The following is a 21,501-nucleotide window of genomic DNA, read 5'->3' as shown; positions in this document are numbered from 1 at the left end:
CTTTGCGGGGAGAGGTTAAGCGTCACGGCTTCTTCGGATGGATGAATGCCCACGGACTTACTTCGGAATCCCTGGGCACATCCACCGCGATCAGATACGGCCCGCCGTCCGCCAGAGCCTTTTCCAGTGCGGGCTTGAATTCCGCCGGCGACTTCACCCGCGCTGCGCCAACGCCGAACGATTCCGCCAGTTTGACGAAATCCGGATTAACCAGATCCGCCGCCACGACGCGGCCATCGAACACATTGAGCTGGTCACGCCGCACATTGCCGTAAGCGTTGTTGTCGAACACCAGCACGATCACACCGATCTTGAACTGCACGGCGGTGGCAAGTTCCTGCACCGCGAACATGAAGCCGCCGTCGCCGGTGATGGCGACCACCGGCCGATCCGGATGCGCCACCTTGGCACCGAGCGCCGTCGGAAAGCCGGAGCCGAGCGTGCCCTGATAACCTGACGTGATAAAGGTGCGCGGCTGATAGACCGGGAAGCCGTACCATGAGGTAAAGCCGACCTGCGACAGTTCGTCGGTGACGATGGCATTGTCGGGCAGGACGTCGCGCAGAATGTTGAGATAATCCATCTGCGGTTGGACAACCTGAATGTCTTTCGTAGCCTTTGCCGATGCTGCCTGGATCGTCGCGCGGCGACCCGATGTTCTGGTGTATCCGGCCTTGCTCACCGCTGCCGCGAGCGCACGTGTGCCTTCCGCTGCATCGGCAATAACGGGAGCGTCGACGATGAGACGCCGCATCTCCGCTGGATCGATGTCGATGCGGATCGATTTCAGTCCTTCCGGTCTGAACGGCCAGCGAAACGTCGCCGGCAATTCCATTCGCGAGCCGATCCCGATCATGAGATCCGTCTGCGGCCACAGATTATAGGCGGCAGCCATGGTGAGCCCGAGCTCATGCGCATTGCTGACAACGCCGCGGCCGGAGCGGAACGCGACCACGGGGGCGTCGATCATCTCGGCGAGTTCGATGATTTCGGCGCCCGCGTCCATTGCGCCGGCGCCGACAAAGATCATCGGCGCCTTGCTGGCCTTGATCAGTGCTGCCGCGGCCTTGATGCGATCGGGATCGGGCGGGGGCGGCCCAAATGGCGCGAGTGGTGCCGCATTCGCAGTCTCGGCCTTCTGCGTGAACACATCCCATGGCATTTCCAGCGCGACGGGGCCGCGCCGGCCGGACATCATCTCCTGGAATCCGCGTGCCACCTTGGTCGGCGCATCCGCTGGATATTCGATCCGTTCCGCCCATTTCACGAAGCTGCGCAAGGTCGCAAGCTGGTCGGGCATCTCGTGCAGGTGACCGCGGCCTTTGCCAAGGTAGTCTGATGGCACCTGGCCGGTGAGACACATCACAGGCTCGTTGCAGCCGAATGCTGTCAACATCGCCGCGCTCGCGTTAAGAACGCCGGGGCCAGGTACCACGCTGAACACGCCGGGCTTGCCGGAGGCGCGAGCGTAGCCGAACGCCATATAGCCGCTGGCCTGTTCATGCCGCGCGCCGATGACCTTCAGCTTGGCCTGATGGAAGGCGTCGAACAATCCGTAGACCTGCGCTCCGGGCAGGCCGAACACGGTATCGATCCCGTGGGCCTTCAGCCCGCTGACAATCGCTTCGCCGCCGGTGAGAACAGTCATGCACACTCCCAAATCCTAGTCTTCGTCGATCACGCCATTGCTGAGCGTGCCGATGCCGTCCGCTTTGATCTCGATCATATCGCCCGGCACGAGATAGCGCGGCGGATCGAAGCGCGCGCCGGCGCCAGTCGGGGTACCCGTCACGATTACATCGCCCGGCACCAGCGTGGTGAAGGTCGAGATGTAGTTGATGAGATAGCGGAAGCCGAAGATCAACCGCGATGTGCGGTCGTCCTGCCGCAACTCGCCATTCACGGTGGTGGTGAGACGGATGTCGGCGATCTGGCTTTCGTCGGTGTAAGGCACGATCCACGGCCCGAAACTGCCGGTGGAGTCGAAATTCTTGCCTTGCGTGACGTTGAACTTGGCATGCCGTACCCAGTCGCGAATGGTGCCTTCGTTGCACAGCGTCAGTGCGGCAATGTGATCCAGCGCATCGCGCTCGGCGATGTGGCGGCCGGCCTTGCCGATCACCAGCACCACTTCGCCTTCGTAATCGAGCTGTTTCGAGGCGCGGGGGCGCACCAGCGGCGTGCCATGGCCGACAAAGGAGCGCGGCGTGCGCATGAACATGGACGGGAATTTCGGCGCGTCCTGGCCGTCCTTGTACTCGGCGTTGCGATCAGGATAGTTCACACCGATGCATATGATCTTTTCGGGCGCCGGGATCGGTGGCTGCAAGGTGACGTCATCCAGTGCAAAATCCGCAGGCTGGTTGGCGGCGGCATCGATCAGGCGCTGCAAGGCGTGATGGGCGATAGCCTCGCGCAGCGTCGGATAATCACCGCCGTAACGCGCGGAGAGATCGACGACGCCGTCATCGGTTACGGCGCCGTATTTCAGCGCGCCGTTGATGGTAAAAGTAGCGAGCCGGGCGGTCATAAGCATACCTCACGCTTTCCTGTCATCACCCGCAAAAGCGGGTGATCCAGTAAACGGCGTCGCTCGTGTTTATACATGATCGTCTCCGCATACTTGGGTCGCCCGATCAAGTCGGGCGACGACAACCGGCATCAATCCGCAATCGTCACATCCGCCACGAACAGCGGATCGCGCACGGCCTGTCCGTTGAATGGCGAGCCCTGTTCGAACCATGAGCGCGGGGCAGGTGCGCCCCACAAGGTCTGTCGGCGCGGGTCCTTCAGCGACCAGCGCAGCGGCTCGTGATCGCTGTCCATGGTCTGATAGTCGCAGGTGTAGAGTTCGAGGCGATGCCCGTCGGGATCGCGCACATAGAGGAAGAACGCGTTGGAGATGCCGTGCCGCCCCGGTCCGCGTTCGAGATTCTTGAGATAGCCCGAGGACGCCATCACATCGCACAGGTGCACGATGTTCATTGCCGTCGGAACCCAATAGGCGAAGTGATGCAGCCGCGGTCCCTTGCCATTGGTGAAAGCGAGGTCGTGGACATTGCCCTTGCGATGCATCCAGGCGGCTGCGATGCGGCCGTCGTCGCCGTCCTCCTCGGCATACTCGGTCAGGCGGAAGCCGAGCCGGGCATAGAAGTCGATCGTGTCCTGCAGCTCGGCGGCGAAGACATTGAAGTGATCGAGCCGCTGCGGATGGCAGCCTTTGTAGAGATCGAAGCGGCGAAGCAGATGCGGGCGCTTTTCCATGGACGCATAGAGTTCGAGCCGAAAGCCGAACGGATCGGTAGCCTGCAGCGTGCGCCCCTGGAACGGGCGCTCGACGAATGAATAGTCGAGGCCATTGGCCGCGAAAAAGGCGCCGGCCTTGTCGAGATCGTTCTCGCCGGCGACGCGAAAGCCGAGGCGGTGGCAGGTGGCATCGGCGGCCTTGCGCAGCACCAGCGAGTGATGCTGATGCTCCTCGACGGCACGCAGATAGACGGTGTCGCTGTCGGCGTCCTCCACGTGCAGGCCGACGATATCCTCATAGAATTTACGGCTCGCTGCGAGATCGGTGACATCCAGCACCACATGGCTGGCGCGCAGGATGTTGAAGGGGGGATCGAAGACATGGACCGGAGCTGGCATGGGCGTTTCCTACGATGCGTTGTTTTCTCGATCCCTCATGGTGAGGAGGCGCGAAGCGCTGTCTCTAACCATGAGATGGCCGGGCTCGGAGCTTGCCGCCGTCCTTCGAGACGCGCGCTTTGCGCGCTCCTCAGGATGAGGGCAAACCCATCCTCTGAATCTTGTGCGTCCCCTTCGCCAGCGAGACGTGTTTGGTTTCCATGTAGAAGTCAAACGAATAGTCGCCGCCATCGCGGCCGATGCCTGACGCCTTCATGCCGCCGAAGGGCGTCGGCAGGTGCCGGACATTTTCCGAGTTCAGCCAGATCATCCCGGCCTCCAGCGCATCGGCGACGCGCAGGGCGCGGCCCATGTCACTGGTCCAGACATAACCGGTGAGGCCATATTGCACGTCATTGGCGATGGCGATGGCGTCAGCTTCGTCTTTGAACGGGATCACCGTGAGGAATGGGCCAAACACCTCTTCCTGCGCCACCCGCATGCCGGGCTTGGCATCGATCACCAGCGTCGGCTGCACATAGTGCCCGCCGCCTGGACCGTCATGCGCCTTGCCGCCGACGGCGATGGTGGCGCCGTCCTTGCGGGCGATGTCGAAATAGCTGCACACCTTGGCATGATGCCGTTCGTGGATCAGCGGTCCGATTTCGGTGGCTGGATCGAGCGGATGCCCGATCTTCAGCGCCATCACGCGTGCTGCGAGCTTCTCGATGAACTTATCCGCAACACTGCTCTGGATCAGCAACCGGCTCGATGAGGTGCAGCGCTCGCCATTCAGCGAATAGATCATGAAAACGACGGCGTCGAGTGCACGGTCGAGATCGGCGTCGTCGAATACGATCACCGGATTCTTGCCGCCGAGTTCGAAATGCACACGCTTCAGCGTCGGAGCGCCCTGCGCCATGATCGCCGAGCCCGTCGCGCTTTCGCCGACAAAGGCGATCGCCTTGATGATGGGGTGCTCGGTCAGCGCCTTGCCGGCTTCCTCGCCGATACCGTGTACGGTGTTGAGCACGCCATCGGGCAGGCCCGCCTCCTTGGCAAGCTTCGCCAGCAGATCCGCCGTCACCGGCGACCATTCCGCCGGTTTGTGCACCACCGTGCAGCCGGCGGCGAGGGCCGGTGCGATCTTCCAGGTGGAGAGCATGAAGGGGGTGTTCCAGGGCGTGATGACGCCGACAGGGCCGATCGGCACACGGGTCGAGATGTTCCAGTGCTCTTCCGCTGGCGTGTTCAGCCCGTCACGCGCTTCGACACAGCGGTCGGCATAGAAACGGAAATTCTCCGCGCCGCGCACCGCCGCCTTGGACATGAAGCGCCAGGCCTGGCCGGTGTCGATACATTCCAGTGTCGCGATGTCGTCGGCGTGGTCCTCGATGGCATCGGCGATCCGGTGCAGCAGCTTGCGCCGCGCAGCCGACGCCATGTCGCGCCACGCCTTGAAGGCGCGTTGCGCAGCCTTCGCCGCCTTGTCGATATCGTCCTTGGTGCCGCGCGCGACGCCGGCAAGCACGGTGCCGTCGATGGGCGAGGTCGTCTCGAAGGTCTCTCCCGATGAGGACGCGATGACGTCGCCATCGATGCGATGCTTGATGCCATTTGCGCGCAGAGCCGTCAGCAGCGGCGCGGCGCGTTCCTGATTGGCGGCGAACACGGCAGCGGGATCGGCGGGAGGCTTAGCCATGGTAGCCCTCGGCTTTCAGCAGGTCGTGAATGGTGTTGCGCTTCCAGCTCGTCGCGGGGTCGTTGATCTGCATGTCGAAGGACAGCGCGAAGCGGCCGGTGGCGAAAGCAGGTTCGAGATAGGCGGACACCGCGTCGAAAATCTGCGCGCCGGCTTTTTGTCGCGCGTCGAGTGAGCGGCCGTCGCCGATGCGCAGGAGGATATCGAGAAAGCTGAGCCCGGCGCGACCGTCGGCAATGGCATAATGCTCGCAGCGGATCGCGCGCACGCGGATGCCGCCGAGCGGGAAGATGCCGGTCTGCACCGCAGCGTTGCGTACGACTTCGCACAGTGCGGAGATATCGATGGTGCCGTCGAGATCGGCCGAATATTCGATGCTGAAATGAGGCATGTCCCATCCCTGATCGGTGCCGCCTTGCAAGCAGCTTTCCGACCGGACGATTAACATGTTAAATGGTTGCGGGCAAACCGTGTTGCCCGAATTTCGATTGTGCATTGCACGCACCGAATGATGAGATCGCCATGACTTCAGCCGGCAAATCGCGCGCTCCCGCCAAAATCCCGATGCGTGACTTTTCCCAATCGCTGCCGATGTCGCTGCTGCGGGCGCGGGAAGGGGTGATGCGGCATTTCCGTCCGTCGCTGCGGGCCCACGATCTCACCGAGCAGCAATGGCGTATCCTGCGCGCGCTGGCGGCGCACGGCGAAATCGAGGTGACGGAACTGGCGCGCGTCGCGTTCCTGCTCGGGCCGAGCCTGTCGCGAATCCTGCGCGATCTCGAACAGCGGAAGGTGATCGCGCGCCGCTTGCTGAAATCCGATTTGCGCCGCAGCATCGTCTCGATCACACCAAAGGGATTGAAATTGATCGAGACGGTGGCGCCCGTGTCGGAGGCGATCTATGGCGAAATGACGAAGCGTTTCGGCGCGCGCAAACTCGCCGATTTGCAGGCGATGCTGCACGAACTGGAAACATGCCTGCGGGCGATGCCGGCGGAAAATGGCGATGCGAGCGACGACGAGATGGATAACGCGCCTGCATAATTATGCGGCAAGGCCGTCGCGTCCAGCGCTTCATTAATTCGTCGTACGAATTTGTCCGGACCTGTAGACAGGCGAAGAATTTTTCGCTCAACTCGTGTTGTCAAAATCGAAGAAGGCTGGCGCTCAAGTCCGGCCTCTGTGGGAGGATTTGATGACGCTGACCCGACGTGGATTCACGGCCGGCATGGCCGCCGGTTTTGCTGCCCCCTACATCATCGGAAGCGCGCGCGCCCAAGGTGGCGGGACCATCAAGATCGGCATGTGCGCGCCGATTACAGGTCCGGCGGCCGAAGCCGGCAAATATGCGACCGGCGGCGCCAAGCTCGCGGTTGAGGCCATCAACAAGGCCGGCGGCATTCTCGGCAAGCAGATCGAGCTGATCATCGAGGACGACCAGACCACGAATCCCGGCATCGTGCTGGCCTTCTCCAAGCTCGCCGCCAATCCCGAGATCGTGGGTTTCCTCGGCTCGATCCGCTCCACCCAGGTGCATGCGATGGCGCCGGATGTGCTCAAGCTCGGCAAGCCCGTGATGTTCGGCGGCACCGATCCGAACCTCACCAAGCTCGGCAATCCCTGGCTGTTCCGCTTCCGGCCCAATGACAGCTATTCCGGCCGTGTCATCGCCGAATATGGCGTGAAGACGCTGGGCAAGAAGAAATGGGCGGTGCTGCACTCCACCGACGCCTTCGGCACCGCTGGCGGCAAGGCGCTCACCGAAGCGCTCGGCAAGCTGGACGCCACCGTGGCGATCGACCAGGGCTATGCCAATCAGAGTCAGGATTTCACGCCGGTCGTGCTCGCCATCAAGCAGTCCGGCGCCGACATTCTCGGCTCCTATTTCACCTTCGAGAACGATCTCGGCATCTTCGCCCGCCAGCTGCGCCAGCTTGGCGTCAATATCCCGTGGGTCGGCTCGCCCTCGATCGTCAATGTCACTGCGCTGAAGCTCGCCGGCCCGGCACTATACGGCACCTATGGGGTGGCCGATTACGCCGAGGAGTCGTCGGAGGCGGCCAAGGCCTTCGGCAAGGCCTACCGCGATGCCTACAAGGTGGCGCCGGACAATCAGAGTTCGTGGCCGTATGACGCCATCAATGTGCTGGCACTGGCGATCAAGAATGCCGGCTCCACCGATCCGCAGAAGATCCGGGAGGCGATCGTCGCCATCAAGAAATATCCGGGCGCTGAAGGTGAATATAACTTCGACAAGAACGGCGACGGCCTGCACGGATACAACATCGTGAAGAACGACAAGGGCAACATTGTCTTCGACAAGCATATCGAGTTCGACGATTGAGGCCGCGCAAGCGGCCTTAATCGTCGATCCCGGGGCACGCGCGTTCGCGCGTGAACCGGGGACTCGCAATGTTCAGCGCCTGTTGCCACACACGCCATGTCGAGATTCCGGGTTCACGCGCGAACGCGCGTGCCCCGGAATGACAGGAAAACAACCGAGCACCCGCGAATGGATCTCGTCCTTCAACTTCTCTTCACCGGCATCGGCATTGGCGCCGTCTACGCGCTGGTTGCGCTCGGCTTCGTGCTGATCTTTCGTGCCACCAATGTCGTGAATTTCGCGCAGGGCGAATTCTCCATGGTCGCCGCCTATCTGATGGTGGTCTGCGCAGTCGATCTGTCGCTGCCTTACTGGCTGTCCTTCATCATCGCGCTGGCCGGCATGGCGATCCTCGGCGTCGTCTTCAATCTCGGCGTCTATTATCCGCTGCGTCATCGCACCTATTTGCCGGTCATCATCGCCACCATCGGCGCCTCCATTCTGATGGCCAACGGCGTGCTCGCGCTGTATGGCCCGCAGCCGCAGGTGCTGCAGGGATGGTTCGACACGCCGGGTATCCAGCTCGGTCCGGTCTACCTCGACAACCAGTATCTGCTCATCATCGCCGTCACGCTGGCGCTGGTCGTATTCAACTGGTGGTTCTTCGAACACACTATGATCGGCAAGAAGCTGCAGGCGACCTCGCAGGACAAGGAGATGGCCTCGTTGCTCGGTATCTCCGTGTCCACCATGATCATGATCACCTTCATCTATTCGGCGGTGCTCGGCGGCCTTGCCGGCATTCTGGTGGCGCCGATTCTGTTCGTCTCGATCCAGATGGGCGCCACCATCGCGCTGAAGGCCTTTGCCGCCACCATCATCGGTGGCTTCGGTGACGTCGCCGGCGCCATCATCGGCGGCATTGCGCTGGGGATCATCGAGACCTTCGGCGCCGCCTATATCTCCGTTCCCTACAAGGATGGCTTCGCCTTCCTGGTGCTGGTGCTGTTCCTGATCTTTCGTCCGCAGGGCATCTTCGGCGAGCGTGTCGCGGAGAAAGCATGAGCACCACCGAAAACATCCAGTCGGTCGCCGACATCGCGCGCCCGAAACCGGTGCTGATCCGCCACGCGCCCTATTTCATCGGTGCGGCGATCGTCGTCTTCCTCGCGGCATCGATGCGGTTCGATGGCTACATCCTCAATATCCTGATGCAGGCCACCACTTTCGCCATCGCCGTGTTCGGCCTGTCGGTCGTGCTCGGGCTGTGCGGGCAGATCAATCTGGCGCAGGCGGCCTTCTTCGGCTTTGGCGCCTATGCCGTCGGTCTCGGCACAACCGATTTTCAGCTCAATTACTGGATCTGTCTGCTCGGTGGCTGCGCCATGGCGCTGGCCGCCGGCGCTCTCCTTGGTCTGTCCACGCTGCGGCTCGGCGGGCATTACCTTGCCATGGTGACCATCTCGTTCCAGCAGATCGTCACGCTGATCATGATCAACGCCATCTGGCTCACCAAGGGGCCCGACGGCGTATCGAAGATCGGGCGCCCATCGATCTTTCTGTCGTCGCAGGCCTATCTCGCTTTCTGCGTCGCGGTGCTCGCCATCGTCGGTTATCTCGTCTGGCATCTGCCCGATACGCGGCTCGGCCGCGCCATGCGGGCCGTGCGTGACAATGAGCTGGCAGCAGGCGTCAACGGCATCGATGTCTTCCGTACCAAGATCTACGCCTTCGCCATCTGTGCGTTGCTCGGTGGTCTCGGCGGCGGCCTGTTCGCGGGCGGTTTCGCCTACATTTCGCCGGATCAGTTTTCCTTCGCGGAATCCATTGTGTTCCTCACGATGTCGCTGCTCGGCGGCGTGGCGTCGCCGATCGGTTCGGCCATCGGCACGGGTCTCCTCATCTTGATCCCGGAATGGCTGCGCTTCCTGAAGAGCGTGCCGGGCCTCTACCTCGCCATCTACGGCCTGTCGGTGATCCTGATCATCCGTTTCATGCCCGATGGCATCTGGGGTTTTGTCGCTGCGGCCTATGATCGCCTGCGTCCGCCGAAGACGGTGGCGCCGTCCACCGCGCCGCTGGTTCTCAAGCCTGCGGCCATCGGCGACGACATGGTGCTGCGGGTCACCGGCTTGTCCAAGCATTTCGGTGGCCTCAAGGCCGTCGACGAAGTGGATATCGCCGTGCATCGCGGCGGCGTCCATGCGTTGATCGGGCCTAACGGCTCGGGCAAGACGACGACCCTCAATGTGCTCTCGGGTCTCTACGAGGCGACCGCGGGCAAGGTCGTGCTCGACGGCACCGATGTCACGGCCATGCCGCCGCATGTCCGTGCCGCTGCCGGCCTCGGCCGCACTTTCCAGAACATTCGTCTGTTCCGTTCCATGACGGCGTTGGAGAACGTCATCATCGGTGCCGAGAGGCCGGGCAACACGTTGGTCGGCAAGGGCGATCATGCGGCTCTTGCCGAACGCGCGCTCGCGGCGCTGACCTTCGTCGGCCTCGGCAGCCGCGCCAATGAGTTGATTTCCAGTTTCTCCTACGGCCATCAGCGTCTGATCGAGATCGCCCGTGCGCTCGCCGGCAATCCGACTCTGCTGTTGCTCGACGAACCCGCTGCCGGTCTGAATTCGTCGGAGAAGCTTGAACTGCACGAACTGCTCAAGCGCATCGCCGCGCAAGGGCTCACGATTCTGATCATCGATCACGACATGACGCTGGTGTCGGAAGCCGCCCAGCACATTACTGTGCTCAATTTCGGACGTCGCATCGCGGATGGCGAGTCCATGGCCGTGCTGCGCCACCCCGACGTTGTCTCCGCCTATCTGGGAACTGCGTAATGGCGCTGCTCGAAATCAAGGACCTCCACGTCCGCTACGGCGAAATCGTCGCGCTGCAGGGCATCAGCTTCAAGGTCGAGGAAGGGCAGGTGGTGACGCTGCTGGGTGCCAACGGTGCCGGCAAGTCCACCACGCTGCGCGCCATTTCCGGCCTCGCCAAGCCGGCCTCCGGTGACATCCTTTTCGATGGCAAGTCGATCGCCGGCCTCGGCCCGGAAGCCATCGTGCGCATGGGCATCTCCCATGTGCCGGAGGGCAGGCGTGTCTTCCCCGGCCTCACGGTGAAAGAGAACATCATGCTCGGCGCCTCCAACCGGAAGGTCGGCAAGGCCGAGCTGTCGCGCGAGGCGGATGCGATGTTCGATCTCTTTCCGGACATTCGCAAATTCTCCGACGCGCTCGGCTGGACGCTGTCTGGCGGCCAGTTGCAGATGGTGGCGGTTGCGCGCGGATTGATGGCTCGGCCGCGGCTGTTGCTGCTCGATGAGCCGTCGCTCGGCCTTGCGCCGGTCATCGTGCAGGCGGTGTTCCGCATCATCACCGAGATCCGCCAGTCCACGACGGTCTTGCTTGTGGAGCAAAATGCGCGCATGGGACTTTCTGTCGCCGATCATGGCTACGTGCTGGAAACCGGCCGTATCGTGCTCGACGGCAAACCGGAGGATCTCTGGGCCAACGAGGCCATTGCAGCCGCCTATCTCGGTGGCCACGGCAGACCCGCTGCGGGCTTGCCTGCGCATTGAGGACAATGCTTGATACTTGTCCCGGACGCGATGCGGCATCCCGGCGAAGCGGAGCTTCGCAGGCATGCTGCTTCGCAGAGCCGGGACCGCCACAGACGCCGTCGCTTGATACGGTCCCGGTTCTGCGAAACAGCACTTTGTGCTGCATCGCGCCCGGGACACGGCTAGAGTGACATCGATCGCAACAACAAGGACGAATGTCCCGCCATGGTTACAGTTCAAGTCGATAAACTGATCGCCTTCGTCGCCGAAGTTTTCGAGCGTGCCTCGTCCTCCAAGGAGGAAGCCCGGCGCATCGCCACCTATCTCACGACGGCGAATCTCACCGGCCATGACAGCCACGGCGTCATCCGCGTGCCCGTCTATATCCGCTGGCGCAATAACGGGATGATTGTCCCCAACCAGACCATCGAGATTCCGGTCGATACGCCCTCGCTCGCCGTCGTCGATGGCCGCTTCGGCTATGGCCAGACCGTCGGTCCGCAGGCGGTGAAGCTCGGCATCGACAAGTGCAAGGCCGCGGGCCTTTCGGCCATCGCCACCAAGAATTCCGGTCACATCGGCCGTATCGGCGACTGGGCCGAAATGGCTGCGGCAGAAGGTCTCGTCTCTATCCATTTTGTCACGGCTGCAGGCTCGGTGCTGGTCGCGCCCTATGGCGGCGTCGAACGTCGTCTCTCCACGGCGCCTTATTGCGTTGGCATTCCGCGTCCCGGCCAGCAGCCGGTGGTGCTGGATTTCGCGACCTCGGTGGTGGCCGAAGGCAAGGTGCTGGTTGCGTCGCGCGGCGGCAAGAAGCTGCCCAAGGGCGCGTTGATCGCGCCGAATGGCGATCTCAGTGAGGATCCGTTCCTGCTTTACGGGCCGAATGTCGACGGCACCCGCGATCACTCCAAGGGGCAGGGCGCTATCCGCGCTTTCGGCGATCACAAGGGATCGGGACTGGCGTTGATCTGCGAATTGCTTGGCGGCGCGCTGACCGGCAACGGCGCCACCAAATACGACCGTCCGTTCGCCAACGGTATGTTCTCGATCTATATCGATCCGAAGAAGATCGACCCCGCCAATTTCTTCGACGGCGAGGTCGCCCGCTATGTGGACTTCTTCAAGAGCGCGAAGCCGGCCGCAGGTGTCGATGCTGTGATGATCCCTGGTGATAACGAAGCCAGGACGCGGGCCGAGCGCACCGCCAACGGCGTGCCGCTGCCCGACGAGACCTGGGCGGCCATCGTGCAGACCGCACGCGACGTCGGCGTCAGCGAAGAAGCGGTGAAGCACGCGACCAGCTAACACTCCGTCATTGCGAGCGCAGCGAAGCAATCCAGCAGGCCAGAAACATGGACTGGATTGCTTCGTCGCTACGCACAGTACAAAGTTGGCAAGCCAACTTTGTATGACCTCGCAGTGACGCATCATTTCGAGCGAAGATAGAAGGAAACGAACAATGGCAAATCGAGTCAAGGAAATTTGGAAGTCGGGCAAGGCTGTCGTCAATGCCTGGCTGGCGATCCCGTCGGGGTTTTCCGCCGAGGTGATGGCGCAATGCGGCTTCGACAGCGTCACCGTCGATATCCAGCACGGCGTGCAGGACTATCAGTCCATGGTCACCTGCTTCCAGGCCATGAACGGCCACCCGGTCACGCCGATGGTTCGCGTGCCGTGGAACGAGCCCGGCATCATCGGCAAGGTGCTCGACGGCGGCGCCTATGGCGTGATCTGCCCGATGGTCAACACCAAGGAAGAAGCCGAGAACTTCGTCCAGTACTGCAAGTATCCGCCGCGCGGCACGCGCTCGAACGGCCCGATCCGCGCCGGCATGTATGGCGCAGGCGGCACCTATCAGGAAACCGCCAATGACGAGACGCTGTGCATTCCGATGCTGGAAACGCGCACCGCCATCGATAACATGGAAGCCATTCTTGATGTCGAAGGCATTGCCGGCGTTTATGTCGGACCGAGCGACCTCGGCTATTCCTACGGCCTCGTGCCGAAGCTCGACCGCGAGGAGCCAGAGATCCTGAAGATCTACGACAAGCTGCTCAAGGAATGCGACAAGCGCGGCATCTATCCCGGCATTCATTGCTCGGGCCCGGTTGGTGCGGCGAAGAACATCGCCATGGGCTTCAAGCTGGTGACGCTGCTCAACGACAGCGGCATCCTGGCGACGGGCGCCAAGAATTGGGTCGCCGAGACCCGCAAGAACTCCGGCGGCAAGGCGTAAGTCCGAACGTAAGGCGGGTTAGGCGAAGCCGTACCCGCCGGCCGAACTCGTGTGACACACAGCGTGAGTGCGGATCAGCTTTGTTGATCCGTCCTCATGCCAATCCTGTCGATCGCCAGCGCCAGCAGATTTCGCACGACATCCACCGACTGATCCGGCAATGGCGGGCGCTCGTCGCTCGGCAAGGCGATGCCGATGACGGCAACCGATCGGTCGGCCACGCGGACCGGCCAGAAGTCGAGGCGCGACTGGTCATCGGGGTAGACGCCGCCGCGAACCGCGCCGTGCGCCGCGAGCGCGGCAGTCGCCGCGTCGTATTCGGCTCTCCCGATGTCGAGCGCGCCGGTTTGTTCGACGAGATCGAGACCTCCGTCCCGCACCATCATGATGGCGACCGGCGCTCCGAACAAAGCGGCGAGCGCGCCGGCCGCACGTGACGTCATTGCTTTGAGACTGTCGGCCGCGGCGATGTCGCTGCTCAAGCCTTGCAGGATTTCCGCATGCCGCTGCAATTCGGCGGCTTCGCTCGCCTTGCGGCTGGAAACAAAGGCCACGCCGCTGACGATCAGCCCGACGAGAAAGAGCAGGACGATGGCCCAGATGTTGGCGGGGTCGTCCACGGACAGCGTGTAGCGCGGTTCGGTGAGAAAGAAGTTGTAGGACAGCGCGCCGAGCACGGCCGCAAAGAGCGACGGCCCGACGCCGAAGGCGGCGCCGGCGATGACGACGGGGACCACATACACCAGCGACACGTTCGGAATGGCAATCCGGCTGTCGACGCCGACCGCGATGGAGGAGGCGAACACGATCAGGATGAAAGCGGCGCCATATTGCATGATCGCGGATGTCGCCGATCCGAATGCCGGTTCGATCTTGCGGGTCCCGATAAGTTCTGCATGGGCCATCTTCGTTCTCCACGTCGCTGCGGCGAAACTCCGGCTGACAACCCTTTGCGTCTCGTTCCGTTCGCCTATGAGTGAATCGTCGATGCTGCGTATCCTTATGAGATTTTTATACTTTGGCGGCTGCCGTCATCGACCTATGGCCGCCGCGCGGCCGCGCAAGGCTCCGCTGCATCCGGCCGATTATTTGGCGCTGCCGGCATAGGAATGCGAGGTGTTGCCGAGCGGAAAGAAATAGGAAAAATCTAAAGATCGCTTCCGGCCGGATCGATGGCGCCGGTCTTCGTGCCCTGCCGGCCGTCGATCTCATCGGCAAATCGGGCCAGCTCGCGGACAAGCCGCTGTTCGCCATCCGGCCCGAGCGGCCGCAGCAGTTCGCGCTGCACGTCGAACACGCGCGGGATTGCTTCGTTGATGACGGCTTCGCCGGCGGACGTGAGCTGAACACGCAGCGTGCGACGATCGTTCGGCTCCGGCAACCGGGCCAGGTAGTTCTGTGCTTCGAGTTTGTTGAGGCGGCTGGTCAGCCCGGCGCCCGAGAGCAGCAGCGATTGTGCGATCTGCTTCGGCGACAGGCTGTAGGGCACGCCGGCGCGGCGCAGCGCGGTGAGCACGTCATAGGTGCCGCGGGTCAGGGCGAACGGCGCCAGCGCTTCGTCGATCAGGGCGGTACATTGCATCTGGATCCGGCCGATCAGGCCGAAGATGTGTACCGGACTGGGATCGATATCCGGTCGTTCCGCCTGCCACTGCGCAAAGATCGCGTCGACCTGCTCGCGCATGGCGGCCCGCGCGCGCGTCGGGCGGCGCGAGGGCGGTTTCGATCCTGATGTTGCGTCAGTCATGGCGTTACGGCGTCCAGTCGATCACACGGCGTTCGATAAACTCGATGCCGTGAAAGAGCGCAATACTCAGCACGGTGAGCAATGCGATGGCCGCGAATGCGAGTGGCGTCTGTGACTGCGCGGTGGAGGTGAGGATGAGATAGCCGAGCCCGTCCTGCGCCGCGACGAATTCGCTGATGACCGCGCCGATGACGGCAAAGGTCACCGCCACCTTGCAGCCCGTGAAGAAATGCGGCAGCGCCACCGGCAGCCGCAGCCGCCGGAACACCACATGCGGCCCGGCGCCGAGGGAGCGCATCAGGTCGAGCATCGTCTTCGGTGCAGCTTCGAAGCCGGCCACCATGTTGACCAGGATCGGGAAGAAGCACACCAGCACCACCACGATGATCTTCGGCCATTCGGCGAGGCCGAACCACAGGATGATCAGCGGCGCCACGGCGACCTTCGGCACCGACTGCAGGCCGAGCAGGATCGGATAGATGATCTTGCGCGCCAGCGGATTGAGGCTGATGATGATCGCCAGCGGCAGCGAGAGCAGGATGGCGAAGACGAAGCCGAGCACGGTCTCGCGCAGGGTCACGATCGTGTTAGAAGCCAGCTCCGGCGCCCATTTCACGGCGGACGCATAGATCTCGGATGGCGCCGGCAAAATCCATGTCGGGATCTTCATGGTGTCGCAGATCAGCTCCCAGCCGACCAGCAATCCGAGATAGATCAGCGGCGTGGCCGCACGGTCGATGAAGCGCGAGGTCATATCAGGTCTCAGTCCGGTTGAAGATGATGTCGCGGATCTGGTTCTTGATCTCCTGGAAGCGCGGCAGCTTCACCGTGTCGGCATTGCGCGGGCGCGGCAGGTCGATGGTGATGTCGGCGCGAATGGTGCCGGGGCGTTCCGACATGATCAGCACGCGGTCGCCCAACAGGATCGCTTCCTCGATGTCATGGGTGATCAGCAGCGCCGCACGCCCGAGCTCCTGCCACAGGCGCGACAATTCGAGCGACAGTTCTTCCCGCGTCAGCGCATCGAGCGCACCGAAAGGCTCGTCGAGCAACAGCAGGCGCGGATCGGAAATCATCGCGCGGCAGAAGGCGGCGCGCTGTTTCATGCCGCCGGAGAGAGCCTGCGGGCGCTGATGGGCGAAATCCTTGAGGCCGGTGAGCTCAAGCAGTTTGAGCGCACGCTCGCGCGCGGCGGCCTTCGGCAACGCCAGTACGTCGGCGGGGAGCAGCACGTTGTCGAGAATGGTGGCCCATGGAAACAGCACGTGTTCCTGAAACACGATGCCCACTTCATGAGAAGGACCGGCGAGGTCAGTGCCATAGCGCTGCATGGTGCCGCTGTCCGGCATTTCCAGCCCCGCGACGAGGCGCAGCAGCGTTGACTTGCCGCAGCCTGACGGCCCCACCACCGACACGAAGCTGCCGGGATCGATGCGCAGGTCCACCGGCCCCAGCGCATGGGTCGCGTTGCCGTTCCGGCCGGGATAGGTCTTGGTCACGTTCTTGAGGTCGATGGCCGGGACCATCGCCGCGGCAGGCCGCGACGATACAGGCTTGAGCTCGATGCTCGCGGTCATCAGTCGACGAAGCCAGGTGCGAACAGATCTTCCGTTTTCACGGGAGTCTTCAGCGAGAAGTTGGTCGACATCACATCCACCGTGTTGGCGATGCTCTTCGGCTCGATATGGCCGAGGGAGCCTTTCACTTCGGCGAGTTCCTTGACGAGCTTGGTCTCGCCTTCGATGACTGCGGGCGAAAGTGACTTCTCGTATTTCGCCATGATGGTCGCCGCTTCCGCCGGATCGGCGAAAGCGTCCTTCATGCCTTTGATCGTCGCGCGCACAAAAGCCTTCACCTGGTCCGGGTTCTTGGCGATCATCTCTTCCGAGGCGATCAGGCCGTTGCCGTAATAGTCGAGTTTGCTGTCGGCGTAGTTGATGCGCACCACCTCTTTCGGCGCTACGGCGGCGGCGATCAGCGGCTCTCCCACCGAGAACTGGCAGATCGCATCGGCGCGGCCATTGGCGAGCAGCGACGGCAGCGCGGAGCCTTCGGCCACCACCCATTTCACCTTGCTGGCATCGATGCCGGCCGCCTTGGCGAAAGCGGGGAAGAGCAGGCGCACCGAACTCGATGCGGTATCGGCGATGGTTTTGCCTTCGAGATCCTTCGGCGAGGTGATGCCGCTGCCCTTTATGGCGAAGATCGCCTGCGGCGGCTTGGCATAGACCACCGAGACCAGCTTAACCGGCACGCCGTCATTGCCACGCGCCAGCACCAGCGAGCCGGCATCGGCGAAACCGAAACTCGCGACGCCTGCGGCGACCTTCTTGATGGCGTCGGCCGAGCCCTGGCCGCGCACGAAGTTCACTTCAAAGCCTTCGGCCTTGTAGTAGCCCTTCTCGCGGGCGACGTAAAAATAGGCGTGGCGGCCGTTGAAGCCGAAATCGGTGATGAAATTGATCTCGGCCGCCTGGGCGGTGGAGACGCCGGCCGTGGCCAGGGTCGCGAGCAGGGCGGCGGTGAGGCGAGCGCGGAATTTCATGGTCTGACCTTCGATGGGTGGAGAGGAGGCCGATTTCGGAGCGGGTTCATGCTCCAATTATTCACAATCGAATGAAAGTTAGATTCTGCCTCGATCCAGATCAACGAGATTGTTGCCTAAAGTCACGCCAAAAACTGCCGTTTATCGCGTAAATTAAACGCATTCAGCTCTTTCCGCAGGCGCAGAGCGGGCAAACTTGACAGTTGTCAATCGCTCGTCCTATGCGAAATCATTAGATAGCGAACAATGTGACGCCCACGACGGCGCCGCCGCTTGCGACGAGGTGACAGATGGATCGCGGAACACGGATCGCCGTTCTTGGCGCGGGTCTCGCCGGATTGACGGCAGCGGGGCTGCTGCAGCGTGCGGGGTTTGCGGTGGCAGTCTATGAGCAGTCGCCGAGCTTTTCGCGCATCGGCGCCGGCATCATTCTCGGCGCCAATGTCTCGAAAGTGCTGCGCCGCCTCGATCTCGAAGAGGCCTTCGCCTCCACCGGCATCCGGCCGGATGCGTTCCTCAGCCGCGCCTGGGAGACGGGTGAGCAGCTCTACAAGCTCGATTTCGATGCCGAGTGCGAAGCGCGTTTCGGCGGCCCCTTCGTCAACATTCACCGCGCCGATCTGCATCAATTGCTGCAGCGGCCGCTCCAGCCGGGCACGATCCGCTTCTCGCATAAGCTCGCCGGCATCGAGGAACGCGGCGATACGCTGACGCTGTGCTTCGAGAATGGCGTGAGCGTTGAGGCCGATATCGCCATCGGCGCCGACGGTATCCGTTCCATCACCCGCGAATTCATCCTTGGCGCGGAAGAGCCGCGCTTCATCGGGCGTTCTGCACCGCGCGCGGTGTTCCCGGCCAGCCGCATCAAGGGTGATCCCATCGACGACTGCACCAAGTGGTGGGCGCCCGATCGCCATACGCTGGCCTACTACATGACGCCGGACCGTCAGGAAGTCTATGTCATGGCGGCGCTGCCGAAGGAGCGCTGGGACGGCGACGGATCGCCCGTGAAGGGCGACCGCGACGAATTCGTCGCCGCCTTCGATGATGCACATCCCGATCTGAAGCGCGCGGCGGAAGCCGCCGCCGACGTCACCGTCTGGCCGATCTATGACCGGCCCCGCAACGACACCTGGTACAAGGGCCGCGTGGTGCTGATGGGCGATGCCTGCCACGCGGTGCGTCCGTTCATGGCCGCCGGCGGCTCGGCGGCGATCGAGGATGCCGCCATCCTCAGCCGCTGCATTGCCGAGTTCGGCGATCCCGCCACGGCCTTCGCGCATTACACCATGATCCGCATCCCGCGTGTCGCCGATATCCAGCAGATTTCCATCGCCAATTCGTGGATGCATGGCCCGACCGCAACCGATTGGTTCTTCGGCTACGATGCCTGCACCGTTCCCCTCGACCGCGCCATTCCGGAGGCCCTATGTCCGAATTTGCAGCGATGAAGCTTGGCGACATTCGCCCCGATGCGATGACCGCGCGCGATCTCGTCGGCTATGGCGCGACCTCGCCCGATCCCAAATGGCCTGATGGCGCGAAGATTGCCGTCAGCATCAGCCTCAACATTGAGGGCGGCGGCGAAGCGACACTTGCCAATGGCGATGCGGTCTCCGAGGGCATGCTCAACGACATCGGCGTGCCGACCAAACAAGGCGTGCGCGTGCCGCTGGTGGAATCCGTGTTCGAATATGGCAGTCGCCGCGGCGCCTGGCGCATTCTCGATATCCTCGATCGCTTCAAGGTGCCGGTCAGTATTCTCGGGGTTGCGCGGGCGATGGAGCAGAATCCCGAACTGGCGAGAGCGTGCGTGGCGCGCGGCCATGAGATGGTCAGCCACGGCTACCGCTGGATCGATTATTGCGATGTCGATGAAGCGACCGAGCGCGCGCATATCCGCAAGGCAATCGAGATCCTGCAAGGCATCACCGGCGAACGCCCGCGTGGCTGGATGACGGGGCGTCCCGGCCCCAACACACGGCGTCTGCTCGCGGAAGAGGGCGGTTTCCTCTACGACCGCGACTCGCTGGCGGACGAGCTTCCCTATTGGGTGCAGACCGAACCCGGCCCGTTCCTCGTCGTGCCTTACTCCTACGAGGCCAACGACAATCGCTTCAACGAAAACTCAGGTTTCTCGACCGGGGAGCAGTTCTTCACCTATATACGCGATGCTTTCGATATCCTCTATGCAGAGGGTGTCGCCGGTGCGCCGAAGCTGCTGTCCATCGGTCTGCATGATCGCCTGATCGGTCGCCCCGGTCGTGCTGGCGGGTTGATCCGGATGCTCGAACATATGTGTGCGCATGATGGCGTGTGGTTCTGCCGTGGCATCGATGTGGCGCAGCATTGGCGCACGCATTTTCCGCCGCAGCCGTGATGCTCTACCGTAGGGTGGATTAGCCAACGGGTCGCGCGAAGCGCGCCCGACGATAAACTCCGCGTAATCCGCCGGCCGAAGTTATGTGACGAAGAACGGCGGATGACGCCTTCGACTCATCCGCCCTACATTCGAGGTTCACCACGCGGAATAACACTACCGCGCGGCATCATCGCGCATCGTCATTCAACTCCTGCGCTCTTTGCTTTCTCGCGCCGAAGCAGTTCATACTCGATGCACCTGTCCGCAAGCGACAGGATCACATCGGGAGGATGATCGTGCAAAACAAGTCGCGTCTGCTGAGCCGTCGCCAGTTCGTCGCTGCAGGAGCGGGTGCTACCGCATTGTTGAGCGCGCCGTCGCTCGGCCGTGCCAATACATGGCCCACAAAACCCATCAAGATTCTCGCAGGCTCCGCCCCCGGCGGCCAGACCGATCAGTTCGCACGCCTTTATGGCGAATATCTGCAGCGCGAGCTCGGGCAGACCATTGTCGTCGAGAACAAGGCCGGCGCCGGCGGTGCCGTTGCGGCCATGGAGCTGAAGCGCTCCGATCCCGACGGTCATACGCTGATGATCTGCAACACCACCGCCTATATGCTTAATCCCGTGCTCATCAAGGACATCAAGTACAATGTTGCGCAGGATTTCACCTGGGTGGCGGTGATGCCGGGCGGCAGCCTGCCGTTGGTGGTGAGCGAGAAGGTCGGCGCGAAGACGCTGAACGACTTCATCGCCTATGCGAAAAAGACCGACAAGGTGAATGTCGGCACCTATGCCGCGGGCTCGTTCGCGCACATGGTCATCGTCGAACTTAACAAGCAATACGGGTTGAAGATGGAGGCCGTGCATTACCGCGGCGAGGCGCCGATGTGGAGCGACCTCGCCGGTGGCTCGATCGAAGCCGGTATCGGCAGCTATACTGCGGCGCTGCCGGTGTTGCAGACCGGCAAGGGTCGCGCAGTCGCCGTGTCTCGCCGCCGCCTCGATGTGCTGCCCGATGTGGCGACCTTCAAGGAACAGGGGGCAACTTCGCGCGCGCATTCGCTGCTCACCTTTCAGGGATGCATGGCGCCCGCCAAGACGCCGCCGGAGATCGTGGCGAAGCTCAACGCGCTGTTCGTTGCCGCCAGCAAGAGCGATCGGGTGCGCGAAGTGCTCAGGAGCCAGGGTGTCGATGAAGGCGCGATGACGCTGGAGGCCAGCAACGCACTGTACAAAGACGAGGCGCCCGTCTGGGCGGAACTCGCCGCTGCACTGGGGCCGCAGCCGTAATGATCAAGAAGCGTAGGGCGGATGAGCGAAGCGTCATCCGCCGCGAAGTTACAACCATCACTTTGGTCGGCGGATGACGCCTTCGGCTCATCCGCCCTACAG

Annotated in this window: 20 protein-coding genes; 10 read left to right on the top strand and 10 right to left on the bottom strand. The window is 62.7% G+C overall.

The window, feature by feature from the left end:
• Nucleotides 1-22: 22 nt before the first annotated feature.
• The 5 genes from E0H22_RS18255 to E0H22_RS18235 form a co-directional block, all read right to left on the bottom strand.
• Nucleotides 23-1,648: a thiamine pyrophosphate-dependent enzyme gene (locus tag E0H22_RS18255; RefSeq protein ID WP_233022410.1), complete on the bottom strand. Its 1,626-nt coding sequence runs from the start codon at nucleotides 1,646-1,648 to the stop codon at nucleotides 23-25.
• A gap of 15 nt (nucleotides 1,649-1,663) precedes the next feature.
• Nucleotides 1,664-2,536, bottom strand: coding sequence for a fumarylacetoacetate hydrolase family protein (locus E0H22_RS18250; RefSeq protein WP_233022409.1), 873 nt, complete (start codon nucleotides 2,534-2,536; stop codon nucleotides 1,664-1,666).
• 125 nt (nucleotides 2,537-2,661) lie between these two features.
• Nucleotides 2,662-3,645 carry a 3,4-dihydroxyphenylacetate 2,3-dioxygenase gene (gene hpaD, locus E0H22_RS18245; protein ID WP_233022408.1) on the bottom strand — a complete coding sequence of 328 codons (984 nt, stop codon included), beginning with the start codon at nucleotides 3,643-3,645 and terminating at the stop codon, nucleotides 2,662-2,664.
• 130 nt (nucleotides 3,646-3,775) lie between these two features.
• Entirely contained in the window at nucleotides 3,776-5,326 is a 1,551-nt protein-coding gene (gene hpaE / locus E0H22_RS18240) for a 5-carboxymethyl-2-hydroxymuconate semialdehyde dehydrogenase (protein ID WP_233022407.1), read from the bottom strand.
• Entirely contained in the window at nucleotides 5,319-5,717 is a 399-nt protein-coding gene (locus tag E0H22_RS18235) for a 5-carboxymethyl-2-hydroxymuconate Delta-isomerase (RefSeq protein WP_233022406.1), read from the bottom strand. Before E0H22_RS18235 ends, hpaE begins: the two co-directional genes overlap by 8 nt.
• Before the next feature lie 131 nt (nucleotides 5,718-5,848).
• On the opposite strand from E0H22_RS18235, the gene hpaR reads away from it, so the two are divergent.
• The 7 genes from hpaR (at nucleotide 5,849) to E0H22_RS18200 (ending at nucleotide 13,453) form a co-directional block, all read left to right on the top strand.
• Nucleotides 5,849-6,370, top strand: a complete 522-nt coding sequence (hpaR, locus tag E0H22_RS18230; protein ID WP_233022405.1) for a homoprotocatechuate degradation operon regulator HpaR — start codon at nucleotides 5,849-5,851, stop codon at nucleotides 6,368-6,370.
• A gap of 151 nt (nucleotides 6,371-6,521) precedes the next feature.
• A complete protein-coding gene (locus E0H22_RS18225) occupies nucleotides 6,522-7,670 on the top strand; it encodes an ABC transporter substrate-binding protein (RefSeq protein ID WP_233022404.1) in 1,149 nt (382 codons plus the stop codon).
• A gap of 168 nt (nucleotides 7,671-7,838) precedes the next feature.
• Complete coding sequence (locus E0H22_RS18220) at nucleotides 7,839-8,714, top strand: branched-chain amino acid ABC transporter permease (protein ID WP_233022403.1); 876 nt, start codon at nucleotides 7,839-7,841, stop codon at nucleotides 8,712-8,714.
• Nucleotides 8,711-10,489 (top strand): branched-chain amino acid ABC transporter ATP-binding protein/permease, encoded by a 1,779-nt coding sequence (locus E0H22_RS18215; RefSeq protein WP_233022402.1) that lies wholly within the window; start codon nucleotides 8,711-8,713, stop codon nucleotides 10,487-10,489. The genes E0H22_RS18220 and E0H22_RS18215 overlap by 4 nt, the downstream gene beginning before the upstream one ends.
• Nucleotides 10,489-11,232 (top strand): ABC transporter ATP-binding protein, encoded by a 744-nt coding sequence (locus E0H22_RS18210; protein WP_233022401.1) that lies wholly within the window; start codon nucleotides 10,489-10,491, stop codon nucleotides 11,230-11,232. The genes E0H22_RS18215 and E0H22_RS18210 overlap by 1 nt, the downstream gene beginning before the upstream one ends.
• A gap of 207 nt (nucleotides 11,233-11,439) precedes the next feature.
• Entirely contained in the window at nucleotides 11,440-12,522 is a 1,083-nt protein-coding gene (locus E0H22_RS18205) for a malate/lactate/ureidoglycolate dehydrogenase (RefSeq protein WP_233022400.1), read from the top strand.
• A gap of 154 nt (nucleotides 12,523-12,676) precedes the next feature.
• The gene (locus tag E0H22_RS18200; RefSeq protein ID WP_233022399.1) at nucleotides 12,677-13,453 is read left to right on the top strand and encodes an HpcH/HpaI aldolase family protein; all 777 of its coding nucleotides are present in this window, start codon (nucleotides 12,677-12,679) and stop codon (nucleotides 13,451-13,453) included.
• Between the two features lie 74 nt (nucleotides 13,454-13,527).
• Here E0H22_RS18200 and E0H22_RS18195 read toward each other — a convergent pair whose 3' ends face one another.
• The 5 genes from E0H22_RS18195 to E0H22_RS18175 form a co-directional block, all read right to left on the bottom strand.
• Nucleotides 13,528-14,358 (bottom strand): DUF4118 domain-containing protein, encoded by an 831-nt coding sequence (locus E0H22_RS18195; protein WP_233022398.1) that lies wholly within the window; start codon nucleotides 14,356-14,358, stop codon nucleotides 13,528-13,530.
• A 242-nt stretch (nucleotides 14,359-14,600) separates the two neighbouring features.
• On the bottom strand, nucleotides 14,601-15,200 hold the full coding sequence (locus E0H22_RS18190; RefSeq protein WP_233022397.1) for a MarR family winged helix-turn-helix transcriptional regulator: 600 nt from the start codon (nucleotides 15,198-15,200) through the stop codon (nucleotides 14,601-14,603).
• Between the two features lie 4 nt (nucleotides 15,201-15,204).
• On the bottom strand, nucleotides 15,205-15,954 hold the full coding sequence (locus tag E0H22_RS18185) for an ABC transporter permease (protein ID WP_233022396.1): 750 nt from the start codon (nucleotides 15,952-15,954) through the stop codon (nucleotides 15,205-15,207).
• A gap of 1 nt (nucleotide 15,955) precedes the next feature.
• Nucleotides 15,956-16,777, bottom strand: a complete 822-nt coding sequence (locus E0H22_RS18180) for an ABC transporter ATP-binding protein (protein ID WP_233022395.1) — start codon at nucleotides 16,775-16,777, stop codon at nucleotides 15,956-15,958.
• Nucleotides 16,777-17,745 (bottom strand): ABC transporter substrate-binding protein, encoded by a 969-nt coding sequence (locus E0H22_RS18175; protein ID WP_233022394.1) that lies wholly within the window; start codon nucleotides 17,743-17,745, stop codon nucleotides 16,777-16,779. Before E0H22_RS18175 ends, E0H22_RS18180 begins: the two co-directional genes overlap by 1 nt.
• Before the next feature lie 290 nt (nucleotides 17,746-18,035).
• Here E0H22_RS18175 and E0H22_RS18170 point away from each other — a divergent pair, with 290 nt between their 5' ends.
• The 3 genes from E0H22_RS18170 to E0H22_RS18160 all read left to right on the top strand — a co-directional run bounded on the left by E0H22_RS18170 (nucleotide 18,036) and on the right by E0H22_RS18160 (nucleotide 21,399).
• Entirely contained in the window at nucleotides 18,036-19,196 is a 1,161-nt protein-coding gene (locus tag E0H22_RS18170; RefSeq protein ID WP_233022393.1) for an FAD-dependent oxidoreductase, read from the top strand.
• Nucleotides 19,175-20,125 carry an allantoinase PuuE gene (locus tag E0H22_RS18165; protein WP_233022392.1) on the top strand — a complete coding sequence of 317 codons (951 nt, stop codon included), beginning with the start codon at nucleotides 19,175-19,177 and terminating at the stop codon, nucleotides 20,123-20,125. The genes E0H22_RS18170 and E0H22_RS18165 overlap by 22 nt, the downstream gene beginning before the upstream one ends.
• Nucleotides 20,126-20,403: 278 nt before the next feature.
• A complete protein-coding gene (locus E0H22_RS18160) occupies nucleotides 20,404-21,399 on the top strand; it encodes a Bug family tripartite tricarboxylate transporter substrate binding protein (protein ID WP_233022391.1) in 996 nt (331 codons plus the stop codon).
• Nucleotides 21,400-21,501: the final 102 nt, after the last annotated feature.

The sequence above is a fragment of the Rhodopseudomonas boonkerdii genome (genome assembly GCF_021184025.1).
In the GTDB taxonomy this organism is placed as follows: domain Bacteria; phylum Pseudomonadota; class Alphaproteobacteria; order Rhizobiales; family Xanthobacteraceae; genus Tardiphaga; species Tardiphaga boonkerdii.
This window is presented reverse-complemented; position numbering and strand designations above follow the sequence as displayed.